The sequence below is a fragment of the Streptomyces sp. CB01635 genome (assembly GCF_002803065.1).
GTDB lineage: Bacteria > Actinomycetota > Actinomycetes > Streptomycetales > Streptomycetaceae > Streptomyces.
This window is the reverse complement of record NZ_NNBL01000012.1, coordinates 130,688-146,010: the sequence shown is the minus strand read 5'-3', so window position 1 is coordinate 146,010 and position 15,323 is coordinate 130,688. Positions and strand designations below refer to the sequence as shown.

General features: G+C 70.8%; 16 protein-coding genes. 10 read left to right on the top strand and 6 right to left on the bottom strand.

Annotation, left to right across the window (positions count from 1 at the left end; genetic code table 11):
- The first annotated feature begins 74 nt into the window (after nucleotides 1–74).
- The 5 genes from CG723_RS27095 (at nucleotide 75) to mscL (ending at nucleotide 4,102) form a co-directional block, all read left to right on the top strand.
- Entirely contained in the window at nucleotides 75–1,361 is a 1,287-nt protein-coding gene (locus CG723_RS27095) for an MFS transporter (RefSeq protein ID WP_100596109.1), read from the top strand.
- Nucleotides 1,362–1,428: 67 nt separating this feature from the next.
- Entirely contained in the window at nucleotides 1,429–1,758 is a 330-nt protein-coding gene (locus CG723_RS27090; protein WP_100596108.1) for an FmdB family zinc ribbon protein, read from the top strand.
- Nucleotides 1,759–1,851: 93 nt separating this feature from the next.
- The gene (locus CG723_RS27085) at nucleotides 1,852–2,727 is read left to right on the top strand and encodes an S-methyl-5'-thioadenosine phosphorylase (protein ID WP_100596107.1); all 876 of its coding nucleotides are present in this window, start codon (nucleotides 1,852–1,854) and stop codon (nucleotides 2,725–2,727) included.
- Between the two features lie 181 nt (nucleotides 2,728–2,908).
- Entirely contained in the window at nucleotides 2,909–3,493 is a 585-nt protein-coding gene (locus tag CG723_RS27080) for an RcpC/CpaB family pilus assembly protein (RefSeq protein WP_100596106.1), read from the top strand.
- Between the two features lie 150 nt (nucleotides 3,494–3,643).
- On the top strand, nucleotides 3,644–4,102 hold the full coding sequence (gene mscL, locus CG723_RS27075) for a large conductance mechanosensitive channel protein MscL (protein WP_100596105.1): 459 nt from the start codon (nucleotides 3,644–3,646) through the stop codon (nucleotides 4,100–4,102).
- 7 nt (nucleotides 4,103–4,109) lie between these two features.
- On the opposite strand, the gene CG723_RS27070 is transcribed toward mscL, so the two are convergent.
- Nucleotides 4,110–4,292 (bottom strand): hypothetical protein, encoded by a 183-nt coding sequence (locus CG723_RS27070; protein ID WP_100596104.1) that lies wholly within the window; start codon nucleotides 4,290–4,292, stop codon nucleotides 4,110–4,112.
- A gap of 49 nt (nucleotides 4,293–4,341) precedes the next feature.
- The gene (locus CG723_RS27065; protein WP_442802592.1) at nucleotides 4,342–4,734 is read right to left on the bottom strand and encodes a hypothetical protein; all 393 of its coding nucleotides are present in this window, start codon (nucleotides 4,732–4,734) and stop codon (nucleotides 4,342–4,344) included.
- A 160-nt stretch (nucleotides 4,735–4,894) separates the two neighbouring features.
- Here CG723_RS27065 and CG723_RS27060 point away from each other — a divergent pair, with 160 nt between their 5' ends.
- The 3 genes from CG723_RS27060 to CG723_RS27050 all read left to right on the top strand — a co-directional run bounded on the left by CG723_RS27060 (nucleotide 4,895) and on the right by CG723_RS27050 (nucleotide 8,420).
- Entirely contained in the window at nucleotides 4,895–5,992 is a 1,098-nt protein-coding gene (locus CG723_RS27060; protein ID WP_100596103.1) for a P1 family peptidase, read from the top strand.
- A gap of 174 nt (nucleotides 5,993–6,166) precedes the next feature.
- Nucleotides 6,167–7,450: a L,D-transpeptidase gene (locus tag CG723_RS27055; RefSeq protein WP_100596102.1), complete on the top strand. Its 1,284-nt coding sequence runs from the start codon at nucleotides 6,167–6,169 to the stop codon at nucleotides 7,448–7,450.
- Nucleotides 7,451–7,649: 199 nt separating this feature from the next.
- Entirely contained in the window at nucleotides 7,650–8,420 is a 771-nt protein-coding gene (locus tag CG723_RS27050; RefSeq protein ID WP_100596101.1) for a DUF6227 family protein, read from the top strand.
- 24 nt (nucleotides 8,421–8,444) lie between these two features.
- On the opposite strand, the gene CG723_RS27045 is transcribed toward CG723_RS27050, so the two are convergent.
- The 3 genes from CG723_RS27045 to CG723_RS27035 form a co-directional block, all read right to left on the bottom strand.
- On the bottom strand, nucleotides 8,445–8,678 hold the full coding sequence (locus CG723_RS27045; RefSeq protein ID WP_100596100.1) for a hypothetical protein: 234 nt from the start codon (nucleotides 8,676–8,678) through the stop codon (nucleotides 8,445–8,447).
- Nucleotides 8,679–9,695: 1,017 nt separating this feature from the next.
- Nucleotides 9,696–10,460 carry a glucose 1-dehydrogenase gene (locus tag CG723_RS27040; RefSeq protein ID WP_100596099.1) on the bottom strand — a complete coding sequence of 255 codons (765 nt, stop codon included), beginning with the start codon at nucleotides 10,458–10,460 and terminating at the stop codon, nucleotides 9,696–9,698.
- 64 nt (nucleotides 10,461–10,524) lie between these two features.
- Nucleotides 10,525–11,268, bottom strand: coding sequence for a TetR family transcriptional regulator (locus tag CG723_RS27035; RefSeq protein WP_100596098.1), 744 nt, complete (start codon nucleotides 11,266–11,268; stop codon nucleotides 10,525–10,527).
- 72 nt (nucleotides 11,269–11,340) lie between these two features.
- Between CG723_RS27035 and CG723_RS27030 the strand changes: the two genes are divergently transcribed.
- Nucleotides 11,341–12,600, top strand: a complete 1,260-nt coding sequence (locus CG723_RS27030) for an ABC transporter substrate-binding protein (RefSeq protein WP_234374536.1) — start codon at nucleotides 11,341–11,343, stop codon at nucleotides 12,598–12,600.
- 64 nt (nucleotides 12,601–12,664) lie between these two features.
- On the opposite strand, the gene CG723_RS27025 is transcribed toward CG723_RS27030, so the two are convergent.
- Entirely contained in the window at nucleotides 12,665–14,167 is a 1,503-nt protein-coding gene (locus tag CG723_RS27025; protein ID WP_100596096.1) for an MFS transporter, read from the bottom strand.
- 153 nt (nucleotides 14,168–14,320) lie between these two features.
- On the opposite strand from CG723_RS27025, the gene CG723_RS27020 reads away from it, so the two are divergent.
- Nucleotides 14,321–15,316: a helix-turn-helix transcriptional regulator gene (locus tag CG723_RS27020; RefSeq protein ID WP_100596095.1), complete on the top strand. Its 996-nt coding sequence runs from the start codon at nucleotides 14,321–14,323 to the stop codon at nucleotides 15,314–15,316.
- Nucleotides 15,317–15,323: the final 7 nt, after the last annotated feature.

Here is a 15,323-nt window from a genome sequence, read left to right as displayed (position 1 = left end):
CCGGCGCATGAGGACGGCTCTCGGCGCACACCCCTACCGGGGCAGCGCTACCAGGCGGCAGAAAGGCAAGGGCCGTGCCAGAGAATTACACGGCCACGGTCACCGACAAGCGCCCCGGATACGGCCGGCTGCTGCGCACCCGCGGCGCCTGGACGTTCCTGCTCCCCGGCTTCGCCGCCCGGCAGCCGTTCGCGATGCTCACCATCTCGACGGTCCTGCTCGTGCAGCACACCACCGGCTCGTACGGCACCGCCGGCGCCGTCTCCGCCGCCACCGGCGTCTCCATGGCGCTGTTCGCCCCCTTCACGGGCAAGCTCGCCGACCGCTTCGGGCAGCGCGCCGTGCTCGTGCCCGGCGTCCTGCTGCACACGGCGTCCGTGCTCCTGCTGACGGTGCTCGCGCTCACCGACGCCCCCCTGTGGGCCCTGTTCGTCGCGGCGGTCCCGACCGGCGCCTCCACCCCACAGATCGGTCCCATGGTGCGGGCCCGCTGGGGCGTCAAGCTCCAGGGCTCGCCCCTCATGACCACGGCCGCCGCCTTCGAGTCGGTCACGGACGAGTTCACGTTCGTCCTCGGCCCGCTGTTCGCGACCGCTCTGTGCACCGGCGTGCACCCCGCCGCCGGTCTCGTCACCGAGGCGGCCCTGACGCTCGTGGGCGGCCTCCTGTTCGCCGCGCAGCGCGGCACGCAGCCCCAGCCCTCCCGCACCGCCGACGAGGTCCACGCAAGCGTGGAGCACGTTTCCGCGCTGCGGATCCCGGGAGTGCGCGTCCTGATCGTGGCGTTCCTCGGCATCGGCTCCGTCTTCGGCGGCATGCAGGTCGCCCTGGCCGCCTTCACCGAGTCGATCGGCGAGCCCGGCCTGAACGGTGTCCTCTACGGGACGTTCGCCGCGGGCAACATGCTCTCCGGCATCGTCTGCGGAGCCGTCGCCTGGAAGATCGCGCCGCAGCGCCGCCTCCTGCTCGCCTACACCGCGCTCGCCGTGACCGCCTCCGGCCTCTGGGCCGCGCAGTCGGTGCTGCTGCTCGCCGGTATCGGCCTGCTGGTGGGCACGTGCATCGCCCCGGCCCTGATCACGGGCTACACGCTCGTCGAGAAGCTGGTCCCGCCGACCGCCCGCACCGAGGCCTTCACGTGGCTCACGGGCGCGGTCGCGCTCGGCCAGGCAGCGGCCGTCACGGTCGCCGGCCAGCTGGAGGACCGCCTCTGGGACGGCGCCGGATTCCTCGTCCCGATGGGCGGCACGGTGCTCGCCGTACTGCTCCTCGCGACCCTGCGGTCCCACCTCGTCCCGCCGTCGACCGGCAGGACCGTGGCACGTGGTATCGGTCACCGAGTGCCCGTGTCAGTGGACTGATCTCGCGGAATACGTCACTATGGATTGTCGTTAGCACTCATCGAGTGAGAGTGCCAGGAGGAAGCAAGTGCCGACGTACCAGTACCAGTGCACCGAGTGTGGCGAGGGCCTCGAGGCGGTGCAGAAGTTCACCGATGACGCCCTGACCGTGTGCCCCAGCTGCGACGGACGCCTCAAGAAGGTGTTCTCGGCGGTCGGCATCGTCTTCAAGGGATCGGGCTTCTACCGCAACGACAGCCGCGGCTCCTCGTCGAGCAGCTCGCCGGCGCCCGCGAAGTCGACCACCTCGGACACGAAGCCTTCGTCCTCGGACTCCAAGTCGTCCTCCGCGTCGACGTCCTCGGCCTCCGCTTCGTCTTCTTCTTCGGGCTCGTCCTCGAGCTCTTCCGCCGCCTAAGGCCGCACGGCCGCTTCGGCCAAGTTCTTACGGAACCCTGTCGTCCTTCGACGACAGGGTTTTCGGCGTTCCCGGGCGGATACTGTGCCGGACATGGCGAATACAGTTCCCGGCACGGCGAACAAGGCGAACACACAGGTCACGGCCGAGATCGGAGTCATCGGCGGCTCCGGCTTCTACTCGTTCCTGGACGACGTGACCGAGGTCCAGGTCGACACCCCTTACGGAGCGCCGAGCGACTCGCTCTTCCTCGGCGAGATCGCGGGCCGGAAGGTCGCCTTTCTGCCCCGCCACGGCCGCGGCCACCATCTGCCGCCGCACCGCATCAACTACCGCGCCAACCTCTGGGCCCTGCGCTCCGTGGGCGTCCGGCAGGTTCTCGGCCCGTGCGCCGTGGGCGGGCTCCGGCCCGAGTTCGGACCGGGGACGCTCCTGGTGCCCGACCAGTTCGTGGACAGGACGAAGGCCCGCGCGCAGACGTACTTCGACGGGGAGCCGCTGGCGGACGGGAGTGTGCCGAACGTCGTGCACGTGTCGCCCGCCGACCCGTACTGCCCGGCCGGGCGCCGGGTCGCCGTGAAGGCGGCGCGGGGACGCGACTGGGAGCCGGTGGACGGCGGGACGCTCGTCGTGGTCGAGGGGCCGCGGTTCTCGACCCGCGCCGAGTCCCGCTGGCACGCCTCCCAGGGCTGGTCGGTGGTCGGCATGACCGGCCACCCCGAGGCGATGCTCGCGCGTGAACTCGAGCTCTGCTACACGTCGTTGACCCTGGTCACCGACCTCGACGCGGGCGCCGATTCGGGCGAGGGCGTCTCGCACGACGAGGTCCTCCAGGTCTTCGCCGCCAATGTGGACCGGCTGCGGGCGGTGCTCTTCGACGCGGTGGCGGAGCTGCCGGCGGAGGGCGAGCGGGACTGCTTGTGCAGGGGGGCGCTCGGGGGGATGGATCCGGGGATCGTGCTGCCGTAATCCGGCAGGGAGGGTGGCTGAACTTCACCTTCGGGTGAGGGAGTTGTCCACAACCGGCGAGTAGTACACGGGGCTCAGCGGGAATCGACGCGGGCCTGGATCGTGGAGCGCGAGGCGAGCTTCCGAGCTCGCGTCGCGTTCCGAGACTTTCGTTGCCTCTCGATCCAGGTGGTGGTCGCCCATGTCCCCGTTCAGCACTCCCCCGACGTGCGAGGTCCCGCATTTCGCGCCGCTGCGGGTGCGCGGCGGGCGGTGGCGGGCGCGCCGTGCGGGCCGGCACCGGCGGCGGGCGGTCGCAGCGGGGCTCGCCGTGACGGCGGCGGTGCTCGTGGCGGCGGGGCCTTCAGGGGCTGGGTCGTCTGGGGCTGGTTCGTCCGGCGCCGGGGCGTCCGGTGCCGGGTCGGGCTCCTCGGAGTCCGCGTCCGGGCGGGAGCGGGTGCGGCGGTCGGTCGTGATGGTGTCCGCGCCGGTGCGGATCGCGGACGCGGCGGCGGTGCGGCTGCTGCGGCCGGGCGACCGGGTCGACGTCGTGGCGGCGGGCGCGGGAGCCGGCGTCGGCGCCGGTGATGGGCAGGGCTCCGGTGGCCAAGGGGGCAGGGTCGTGGCGGCGGGGGCGCGGGTCAGCTCCGTACCGGAGTCGCCCGAGTCGGCCGGCGATGCTGTCGCGGAGGGTGGTGCGCTGGTCGTGCTGTCCGTGCCTCGGGCGACGGCGGCGCGGCTCGCCGGGGCCGGGGCCGCCTCGCGGCTGGCGGTGACGCTGTGGTGATCATTTTCGGGCCCCCGGACGGGCCGGTCCGCACGGTTTCGAAGTCACGTCCCTCGTTCGAGTTGGCGCATTGGACAGGCCCGCCAGGCGCTGTCGTAGGTTGCGGAGCTGTTTGCTCCACGTCCTGCACAAGTGAAGAGAGGCCTTCTGGTGAGCGAGAAGAAGAAGCCGAGCGTGTGGGAGGGCTTCAAGGCCTTCTTGATGCGCGGGAACGTGATCGACCTTGCGGTCGCGGTGGTCATCGGAGCCGCGTTCACCAACATCGTGAACGCCGTCGTGAAGGGCGTCATCAACCCGCTGGTCGGCGCGTTCGGCACGAAGGACCTGGACGGCTACAAGTCGTGCCTGAAGGGCACGTGCCCGGGCGACGACGGCATCGAGATCCTGTGGGGCACGGTGCTCAGCGCCACTCTCACGTTCCTGATCACCGCCGCGGTCGTGTACTTCCTGATGGTGCTGCCGATGGCCAAGTACCTGGCCAAGAAGGCGGCCCGGGATGCCGCGAAGGAAGGCGCCGCGGAGGTCGTCGAGCTGTCCGAGCTGGAGGTCCTGAAGGAGATCCGCGACGCTCTGGTGGCGCAGCGCGGCTCTGGGCACAGCGAGCAGTAGCCGCGGCTCAGAGGTGGTGGGGCGGCTTCTCGTCGAGGAAGCGTGCCAGGTCGGCGGCGCTGTCGCCGCCGGTGGTGGGCCGCTCGCCCCACCCTCGGTCCGTGTCGTCCGAGGACTGCGTGCTCAGCGGATCGTCGAAGACCAGCGCGTTCTTCGGATCGCGCGGTTCGGGGGCGGGGGCGGTGCTCATGCCTCCAGCGTACGTCCGTCGGAGGGCCGGCTGCCGGGGTGCGGCCCGTTCAGACCGTGGTGAGGCCGTGCGCCGTGAAGATGTTCCTGGGCGTGGCCAGCTGCTCGAGGGTGGGCGTCGGGGTGTCGTGCAGCGGGAAGGGCTTGCCGAGGCCCTGCCACTTGGGCTCTCCCGGCTTGTGGAAGGGCCGGACGTCGACGCGGCAGACGTTGCCGAGGGAGCCCGCGAAAGCGACGCCCTCGATGTTCTCCGGTTCGTCGGTCAGGCCGGGCACGAGGACGAAGCGCACGCAGACGTTCTCGCCGAGGTCGGCGAGGCGATGCGCGAAGTCGAGGGTCGGGCGCAGGGGGCGTCCGGTGACCCGGTAGGTCTCGGGGTCCCAGGACTTGATGTCGAGCAGGACGAGGCCGACGTCCCGCAGCAGCGCGTCGGTGGCGCCCACCGAGGAAGCCCGAGATGTCGACGGCGGTGTGCAGGCCGAGCTCGTGCTGTGCGCGAGCCGACGGCGGCGGGGATCACGGCCGCGCACGCGGCCCGGCACCCTGCGCCGGGGTCCGCGCGGAGGCGGCCCCGGGGCCCAACTCACGTGATACGCATGCCGTATGACGACGCCCACGCGCAATGCCCTGACCGATGTCGCCGGCCTGCGGGTCGGTCATGCCACCCGCACGGGCGAGGGCGGCTGGCTGACCGGGACGACGGTGGTGCTCGCGCCCGAGGGCGGGATGACCGCTGCCGTGGACGTGCGCGGCGGCGGCCCGGGCACGAAGGAGACGGACGCGCTCGACCCGCGCAACGTGGTCCGGCGCATCGACGCCGTGACCCTGACGGGCGGCAGTGCTTACGGCCTGGACGCCGCTTCGGGTGTCATGGCGTGGCTGGAGGAGCAGGGCCGGGGCGTACGGGTGGGGGCCGGGCCGCGCGAGGTGGTGCCGGTCGTCCCCGCCGCGTGCGTCTTCGACCTGGGGCGCGGCGGGAAGTTCGGGGCCAGGCCTGACGCGGCGACGGGCCGCGCGGCGGTGGAGGCGGCGGCCGCTTCCGCGCCGGGCTCGCACGTTATGGAGGGTTCGGTGGGCGCGGGCACGGGCGCGGTGATCGGCGGGCTCAAGGGCGGCGTGGGCACGGCGAGCACGGTGCTCGACTCGGGCATCACGGTCGCGGCGTTGGTCGTGGCCAACGCGGTGGGCTCCGCGGTCGATCCGGCGACGGGCGCGCTCTACGGGCAGCTCTTCGACCCGGACTCCGCCTCCGCCCCCGCCTCCGCGCGGAACGGCGAACCGCACCCGCACCCATATCCGTACCCCTCGCCCGAGGCGCACGCGGCGGCGCAGGAACGGATCGCACGGGCCAAGGAGGAGGCCGCCGGACAGGCGCCGCCGCCGATGAACACCACGCTCGCCGTCGTCGCCACGGACGCGGTGCTCACCCGTTCCGAGGCGCACAAGCTCGCGGGCACCTCGCACGACGGCATCGCGCGCGCCGTCCGTCCGGTGCATCTCCTCAACGACGGGGACACCGTCTTCGCCGTCGCGACCGGCACCCGCCCGCTCGACGAGGCCAATCCCCTCGCGCTGAACGACATCCTCGCGGCGGGCGCGGACATGGTGACGCGGGCGATCGTGCGGGCGGTGATGACGGCGGATTCGGTGCGGGGGCCGGGCGGGACGTTCCTCTCGTACCGGGATCTGTACGGGAGTTGAGGCACGGGGCGCACCAAGACGCCCAGGGCGGCCCATGACTTACGGAACCCAGGGCTCACGTAGCGGGCGGCCCGCCCGGTTCCTGACGTGACCTGTGTCTCCGTTCACATCGCCCCGAAGGAACCTTTCCGGTCAGTTCGCCCTCTCTACCCACACTGGAGTAACTGACGAATCATGGAGCATCTCGTGACAACCCCGGACAGAGCCGCGCACCAGCAGCACCCCCGGCAGCCCGAGCGGGGCCGCAGGCGCACCGCGCGGCGGTTCCTGGTGGCTACGGCCGCGCTCGCCGTCGGCGCGCTCGCCCTCACCGCCTGCGGCGGCAACGCCGACGGGGAGAACACAGACGGCAAGAACGGCGACAGCAAGGGCAAGGGCTCGTCCGCCGCTCAGATCACGATCTCGGCCAAGGACGGTTCGACGGGCGCGTCCATCAACGCGACGGGCGTGAAGGTCAAGTCCGGCAAGCTCACCGACGTGACGATGACGGAGCCCGACAGCGGCAAGACCGTGCCCGGCTCGCTCACCGCCAACGGCTCGGTATGGAAGCCCAAGGAACAGCTGGAGCGAGGGACGAAGTACCGCATCTCGGCCACCGCAAAGGACTCCGAGGGCCGCCCCGCCGCCGCCAACTCGATCTTCACGACAGTCACCACGTCGGGCAGTTTCATCGGCACGTACACGCCGGACGGCGGCACCACGGTCGGCGTCGGCATGCCGGTCTCATTCACGTTCGACAAGGCGATCACGGACAAGAAGGCCGTGCAGTCGCACATCACGGTCTCCTCCAGCAGCGGCCAGCAGATCGTGGGCCACTGGTTCGGCGCGCAGCGGCTCGACTTCCGCCCACAGGAGTACTGGAAGGCCGGCTCCAAGGTCACGATGAAGATCGACCTGGACGGCGTGGAGGGCGCGAACGGCGTGACGGGCGTCCAGAACAAGACGGTCAGTTTCACCGTGGGCCGTTCCCAGGTCTCCACAGTCGACGTGAACACCCAGACGATGACGGTCGTGCGGGACGGCGAGACCATCAAGTCGATCCCGATCTCGGCCGGCAGCGCCCAGCACACCACGTACAACGGGCAGATGGTGATCTCCGAGAAGTTCGTGCAGACCCGGATGAACGGCTCGACGGTCGGCTTCGGCGGCGAGTACGACATCCCCGATGTCCCGCACGCGATGCGCCTGTCCTCGTCCGGGACCTTCATCCACGGCAACTACTGGTACCCGAAGGGCAATCCGCCCTTCGGCCGCTCCGGCACCAGCCACGGCTGCATCGGCCTCGCGGACGTCCAGGGCGCGGGCGGCGCGACGATCGCCAAGTGGTTCTACGACAACTCGCTCGTCGGTGACGTGGTGACCGTCAAGCACTCCCCCGACACCACCATCGCGCCCGACAACGGCCTCAACGGCTGGAACATGTCGTGGAGCCAGTGGACGGCGGGCAGCGCGGCCTGAGCCCACCCTGAGCCCCACGGACGCCCGCCGAAAGGCCGGCACCCGAACAGCGGGCCGCCGAAAAAAGCAGACACAAGAGCGGGCCGCGCGGGAACTTCCCCGCGCGGCCCGCTCGTTTCCGATTTCGAGGACATGATGTCCGACCTAGGGGCTACGGTATGCACCCACAAGGTGACATGTAGCAACGCCGGGAGATGCCTTGAGCGTTCCGTACGACACCGCAGCGTACGAGCCACCCGAGTCGCACGAGTCGCATCAGCCGGACGGCACGCACCAGCCGGATGAGCACCTCGGACGCCTGCTGGGCCGGGCCCTGAACTCCTTCGAGCTGCCCGACGAGGCGCTCGCCCGTCTCGACTGCGCGCTCGCGTACGACAGTTCGCTGCACTCCGCGCACCACAGCGCGGGCCTGCACCGCGAGACGTACCGGCACACGTGGCTGCTCGCGGACGGCAGCGCGCTCACCCTGTGGGAGCTCGTCCACAACACGACGCCCGGCCGGGGGACCCAGCACGAGGTGTACACCTCGGAGGACGACCTGCACCTGGCGACGGACCGCCTCCCGCTGCCCCGCGAGGCCGCCCCCGACTTCGAGCTGCCGCTCCCGCTCCAGCTCCCGTCGATCCCCGAGCCGCGCCGCAGTTACGCGGCCGACGACTCGGCGGACCACGCCCGCCGCCTGCTGCGCCGTGCGGAGAACGAGGACCGCCCGGGACCTGGCACTGCGGGGCTCCTGCACACCGCGTGCGCGCACCAGATCACGCAGGCGTTCGGCCGCCCGCGCCTCGGATTCACGCTGTACGAGCACGCGTTCCTGCTGCACGACGGCAGCGAGATCAGCCTCTGGGAGATCGAGCACACGGCGACGCCGGACGGCCGTCACATGTGCGAGGTGTACGCCACGCAGGACGAGGCCCGCGCGGCGATGAAGCGCCGTGCCACCGACCGCTCCCGCCCCAGCTGCGGCTAGCCGCGTACAGCCCCCGGCCGGCAGCTAACGACGGCTGAACTGCCGTACCAGTCCCGCGAACGCGTCGCGCTCGTCCGGCGTCAGCGGCGCGGACTCCAGAGCGGGCGGCCCGCCCTGCCCCGGCAGGGAGGCCAGGGGCCGCTCGGTGCCCCAGCCCACATGGCGGACCAGCCGGACGAGACCGACCACCCACACCACGGTGGCGGCCGCGAGGAACGCCACGCCTATCTGCTGGAGGAACGACACGTGCTCAGGCATGGGCCCAGTCAACACCACGGTCCGGGACTTTGGTCCCGGACCGTGACGTATCTCGCATGAGCGGACAGTTCCGAACTGTCAGGCGGCTACCGGCGCCTTCGGCTCGTCTTCCCTTCACCGCGGACGCGTCACCCGACCCGCGCGCCGCGCACTCGGCTGCGGAAGGACAGACAGCCAACGAGGCCTCCCGCTGCAGCAGTTGAGATCTCAGGCATCTTGAACCACTGCCCGAAGGCCTCGCCTGCAACACCTGCCCACGGCCGTCACCCGACCGGTGCGCATGCTGAAGATCCTGACTGCAGGTCGTGCAGCCTGTGACGGATGCCGTGACTGTCGGCATCCGACGTCGACGGTTTCCGGGAGCGCCGTGCAGCGGGACCAGAATCAAGTCGAAATCCTTGACTGCCTTTACGCGCGCGACGGACCCGAAGCGCCTCGCGCGTCTCTTGCCGGCATGCGACGATAGAACGACTCAGTTCACTCGCAGCTTTCGGGGTGATGAGGATGAAGAAGGCAGCATTGCGGAGTTTCAGCATTGTCGCTGCAGCCACCTGCTGTTTGGCGCTCGGGGAATGGGGCGCAGCAGCGGGTGAATCAGGCTCCCTGCCACAGAAATCGCAGGCTGCGCCAACGAAGTCGACGCTTCAGTGCTATGCGACACGCAGCAGTCCGAACGCGATCGTATGCTACCGATTTTCAGCGAAGGCCGAGTTCAGGCACGGCGATATAGCCTATGTCCCCATTCTTATTCAGGTGCCTGCGCCCGCGCAGCCGCCGTCCGTAATTATCGTCGACAGTCTGAACGACATTCGGCCCGGGTAACACGGTTCGGGTGAAGTGACGCTGCCCGTATGTGGCGGATTCGGCGAGCGCGGAGAATCTCCCGATGACGCTCTGGTGCGTACATCTCCGTTGCCTCCGACGTCCCACCCGGTAGGCAAACCGGTAGGCAAACCGGTAGGCAAAAGGGCCCGGCCTCCCCGCGGAGAAACGGGCCCTTCGGGGTGCCTGGGGCGCCTACTGACCCATCACGTACTTGACCGTCGGGCCCGTGGTCCAGCCGCCGTCCACGGCGAGCTCGGCGCCGGTGACGTACGAGGAGTCGTCCGAGAGCAGGAACACGGTCGCCTTGGCGATCTCGTCCGCCTCGCCGACGCGGCCCATCGGGGTGTTCGGGTAGCCCCCGTCGCCCTGCTGGATGCCGAGCTGGGCCGTCATCGGGGTGTAGATCATGCCGGGGTGGACGGAGTTCACGCGGATCTTCGCCGTGCCCTGCTCCACCGCGGCGAGCTTGGTCAGGCCGCGCACGCCCCACTTGGAGGCGCCGTAGGAGCCGGTGAGGGCGAGGCCCATGAGGCCGGCGGCGGAGGAGATGTTGACGATGGAGCCGCCGCCGTTGTCCTTCATCGCGTTGATGGCCGTCTTCATGCCGATGAAGACGCCGGTGAGGTTGATGTCGAGGACCTTGCGGAAGTGCTCGACGGTCTCCGTCTCCAGAGGCTGGCCGGTGGAGATGCCCGCGTTGTTGACCAGGCCGTCGATCCCGCCGAACTCGGCGGTGGCGAACGCGGCGGCGGCCGTCCAGTCCTCCTCCGACGTCACGTCGTGCCGCATGAAGCGGGCGCGGTCGCCGAGCTCGGCGGCGAGGGCCTTGCCCTCGGCCTCCAGGACATCGGTGACGACGACGTTGGCACCGGCCTCGACGGCGCGGCGCGCGATCTCGGCGCCGATGCCGCGGGCTCCGCCGGTGACAAGGACGGTCTTGCCGGTGAGGTTGTTCATCGTTGCTCCAGAAGAAGTCGGGGGTGGAACAAGGGAGTTCGAGGGTGCGGACGTGCACGGTGGGTCAGGCGGGGGCCCACGGGAAGTCGCCCAGCGACGCGAGGCAGCGCGCGGCGAGCGCCGCGGGCCCGAGCTCGCCGTCCACCGGGGCGTCGCTCGCGGCCCAGGTCTCCACGCCTACGCGAATGGCCGTGCAGGCGACCCCGGCGGCCATGCGCAGGGCGAGCGAGGCGGGGGCCTGAGAAGCGCCAGAGCCATCGTGAGCACCGACACCACCGGAATCACTGGCACCACCAGCGCCACCCGAGCGACCCAAGTCACCCGAGCCACCCGAGCCACCCGAAGTGATCGCCCCCACCCGCTCCGCAAGCACCGCGAGCAGCGTCGCCTCCGACGCGTGGCAGGCGGTGCCCCACACCGCCTGCAGCGCCGGGCTCTCCGCCGCCATACGCAGCAGGGACCTGACCCACTCGAGGGATTCCACGTTCGCCGCGTCGTCCGCGGTGAGCGATTGAGCGACCGCGTGCCGCAGCGCCTCGGGCACGGACAGTGCGGCCGGGGCGTCGCGAACGGCCTCCGCCCACCGCTGGGCTCCCGCGGCGAAGAGCGGGGCAACCGCTTCCTCCTTGGTCGCGAAGTAGCGGTAGAAGGTGCGCGGGGCGACCCCCGCCGCGCGGGCGATGTCCTCGGCGCGGGTGGCGCGCAGGCCGTCCTCCACGAAGAGCGCCGCCGCCGTGCGGGCGATGTCGAGGCGCGTGGCGGCCTTGCGTCGTTCCGTCAGCGTCTCAGTCGTAGAGCTACCGGGCATGAAGTCATGGTATGCCTATGTGGCAGAATCTGCCACCGACCTGGCGTGCAACCAAGGGGTGGGCGAAGAGCAGTGCGGCGGCGACGTTTCCTTCTTCAGGCGGCCGGGCTCACCGGCGCCGCGGCCTACGGGCTCAGCGGCTGCGGTTCCGGCTCGTCGAAGGCCTCCCTCAAGCTGATGGTGGCGAGCTACGACCAGAGCGTCGGATCCTCGATCGGCGACCAGTGGGACCAGGTCGTCAAGGCGTACAAGAAGGTGAAGCCGGACGTCACGGTCCATGTGGAGCGGATCCCGTTCGCCAAGCTGGACCGGACCCTCGCCCAGCGGGTGAAGGACAGCGAGGCGCCGGACATCGCGCAGTCCAACGTCTTCGCGACGTTCGCCGACCAGCGCAGGCTCTACCCGGTGTCCGAGCTCTTCGACATCCCCACGCAGGCCGACTTCACGCAGTCGTTCACGCAGGCGGGCACGGCCCACTATGTCCAGTACGGCATCCCGTTCATGGCGAGCACGCCGCGCCTCTTCTACAACACGAAGCTGTTCGAGCGGGCGGGCGTCTCGGCGCCCACCTCGTGGGACGAACTGCACGCCGCGGCAAAGGCGTTGAGGGTGATCGGCGTGAAGACTCCGTACGGGCTCCAGCTCGGCCCCGAGGCCGCCGAGGACGAGGCACTCGCCTGGCTGCTGGCCGGCGGCGGCACCTACGCGGGCGTCACCGGCTACGACTTCGCGACCACCGGCAACATCGAGACGCTGACCTGGCTGCGCGACCGCCTCGTCGGCGAGGGCCTGGCGGGCTCCGCGCCGCAGCTCCTCGACCGGACGGCCGCCTACGAGCAGTTCCTGCGCGGGCAGATCGGCATGATGATCGCCCACCCGGTCCTGATGGGCGCCGCCGACCGGGCGAAGGTCCCCTACGCGCACGCGGCGTTCCCGCAGCGGGACGGGGGCGCGGCGGCGCCGGTCGGGCTGAGCGACTGGCTGCTCGCGTTCAACCAGAACGGCCACAAGGCCGAGTGCGGCGAGTTCCTGACGTACCTCTACAGCCGTAAGTCGGCCAGGACGTACGGGGGCGGCCAGGCGGCGCTGCCCGTGACGGCCTCCGCGTCGGACTCCCTGCGCTCCGACTCCGCGCAGCGCCCCCTGTGGAAGTTCATCGACCAGATGCCGCGGGCGGAGTTCCAGCCGGTGAACCAGGCGTCCTGGCCCGACGTGCGGGCCGCGATCCGCGAGGACATCGGCTCGGCGGTCGTCCGGGGCGGCGATCCGCGCGAGGTGCTCCAGACCCTGGACACGACGGCGAGCCGCGCGGAGATCCGCTCGGCGAACTGAACGGCAGACGGGCGGGCCCCCGCGCCGCAGCGCGAGGGCCCGCCCGCTCGAAGTCCCGCGGGAACTAGACCAGTTCCGGCGCCTTCTCCACCGGTCCGGCCGTCGGGTCCGCGTCCTGCGCGCCCCCCTCGACGTGCTGCGCGGGCCGCCCCGGCAGCGCGAACATCAGCAGGAAGATCACGGCGAGCACGCCGACGACGTACCACAGCGAGTTGCTGAACGCGTCGGTGAACGCCGGCCCGACCTCGGTCGGCGCGAGGTGGTCGCCGATCGTCCCGAAGAACACCACGGAGACGAGGCCGAGCCCGAGTGCCGTACCCATCTGCTGCGTGGTGTTGATCAGCCCGGACGCCGAACCGGCGTGCTCGCGCGGCACGTCGGAGAGCACCGCGTCGGTCAGCGGGGCGACGATGAGGCCCATGCCGACGCCCATCACGACGAGCGGCAGCGCCATCTGCCAGGACGTGATCCCGGCGCCGTAACGCCCGGCCTCCCAGATGTAGATGAGCACCCCGGTCATCATCGCCAGCGCGCCGGTCTGGAGCACCTTGCGCCCGAACTTCGGCACGAGCTTCTGTACGGAGATTCCGGCCGCCGCCGACACGGCGATGGAGAACGGCACGCCGGTCAGGCCCGCGTGCAGCGCCGTCCACCCGAGGCCGACCTGCATGTACATCGTCCACACCAGGAAGAACACGCCGAGCGCGACACCGAAGACGACCTGCACGGCGATACCGGCGGCGAAGCTCTTCACCTTGAACAGCGACAGCTCGATCAGCGGCGAACCGTCGCGCCGCGTCTTGTACTTCTCGTACGCGACGAGCGCGCCGAAGACGAGGACGCTGGAGCCCATCACGACGTGGCCCCACACGGGCCAGCCAAGCTCGCGGCCACGCGTCAGCGGGTAGATCAGCATGAGCAGGCCGAGCGTGACCAGCACGACGCCGACGAGGTCGAGCTTGAGGGCGCGGGGCGCCTTGGACTCGCTGATGAACTTGCGGCCGAGGAGCAGTCCGGCGATGCCGACCGGCAGGTTGATCAGGAAGATCGGGCGCCATTCGAGACCGAACAGGTTCCACTCGGTGAGCAGCGCGCCGAGCAGTGGGCCCGAGACCGCGCCCAGGCCGACGATCATGCCGAAGAGGCCGAAGACCTTGCCGCGCTCCTCCGCAGGGAACGTGGCGTGCACGATCGACAGGACCTGCGGCACCATCATCGCGGCCATGCCGCCCTGGAGGATGCGCGAGGCGACCAGCATCTCGGGGTTCGCGGCGAAGCCGCAGAGCGCCGAGGCGAGCGTGAAGCCGGCGATCCCTATCAGGAAGAGCCGCTTGCGGCCGTAGATGTCGCCGAGCCGCCCGCCGGTGATCAGGCCCGCGGCGAACGCCAGCGCGTATCCGGCGGTGATCCACTGGATCTGGCTCACGGTGGCGCCCGCGTCGCGCTGGATGGACGGGATCGCGATGTTGACGATCGTGACGTCGACCAGGTCCATGAAGGCGGCGGTCATCACGATGGCCAGGGCGAACCAGCGTCGCCTGTCGGGGGTGGTCACGGGTGAAGTCATACGGGGAGACTAGGAGGCATGTAGGTCACACTGTGTCCTAGATGGCGCGCACCCTGGAATCTCCCGATAACGAATGCGCCGCGAAAGCCACAAGCGAGGGCGCCGCGAGCGGGACGGACACGACAACGGGACGCGAACGAGAGGGGACGCACCATGACCACCGACACCCCGGCCCGGCTGCTTCAACTGCTCTCCCTGCTCCAGACCCCGCGCGAGTGGCCCGGCGGCGAGCTCGCCGCGCGCCTGAGCGTCTCGCGGCGCACGGTGCGCCGTGACGTGGACCGGCTGCGTGATCTCGGCTATCCCGTGCAGGCGTCGATGGGCGCGGAGGGCGGTTACCGCCTGGTCGCGGGCAAGGCGCTGCCGCCGCTGGTCCTGGACGACGAGGAGGCCGTGGCGATCGCGGTCGGTCTGCGGGCCGGGGCGGGGCACGCCGTCGAGGGCGTGGAGGAGGCGTCCGTACGGGCCCTCGCCAAGCTGGAGCAGGTGCTGCCCTCGCGCCTGCGGCACCGGGTCTCCACGCTCCAGGCCGCCACGATGCCGCTGACCGGCGGGGACGGGGCGTCCATCGCGACGGAGACGCTCACGGTCCTCGCGTCGGCGACGGCGGGGCAGGAGCGGCTGCGGTTCCGCTACCGCTCGGGCGACGGCACCGAGTCACGCCGTCTGACGGAGCCGTACCGGATGGTGTCGACGGGGCGGCGCTGGTATCTGGTGGCGTACGACATAGACCGGGACGACTGGCGCACCTTCCGCGTGGACCGGGTCGCGGAGCCGTTCGCCACGGGTGCGCGGTTCGCTCCGCGGGAGCTGCCGACGGGGGACGCGGCGGAGTATCTGCGGCGCTCCATGTCGGGGCGCGGCCGGCCCTCGTACGACATCGATGTGACGTTCGAAGCGCCGGCGGACTTCGTGGTGGCGCGGCTGCCCTCGGCGCTCGGCGCGCCCGAGGCGCAGCCCGACGGAACGTGCCGGCTGCGCGCGACGGCGACCGACTCTGTGGAGTGGCTGGCGCTGCGGCTCGCGCTGGTGGACTGCGAGTTCACGGTGCACGGGCCGGACCAACTGGCGGACTATCTCAGGGAGTTGAGCAGTCGTCTCGCCCGCGCTACGGACGGGCCGGTGAGATCCAGCCCGTCCGGCGCTTGAGGACAAG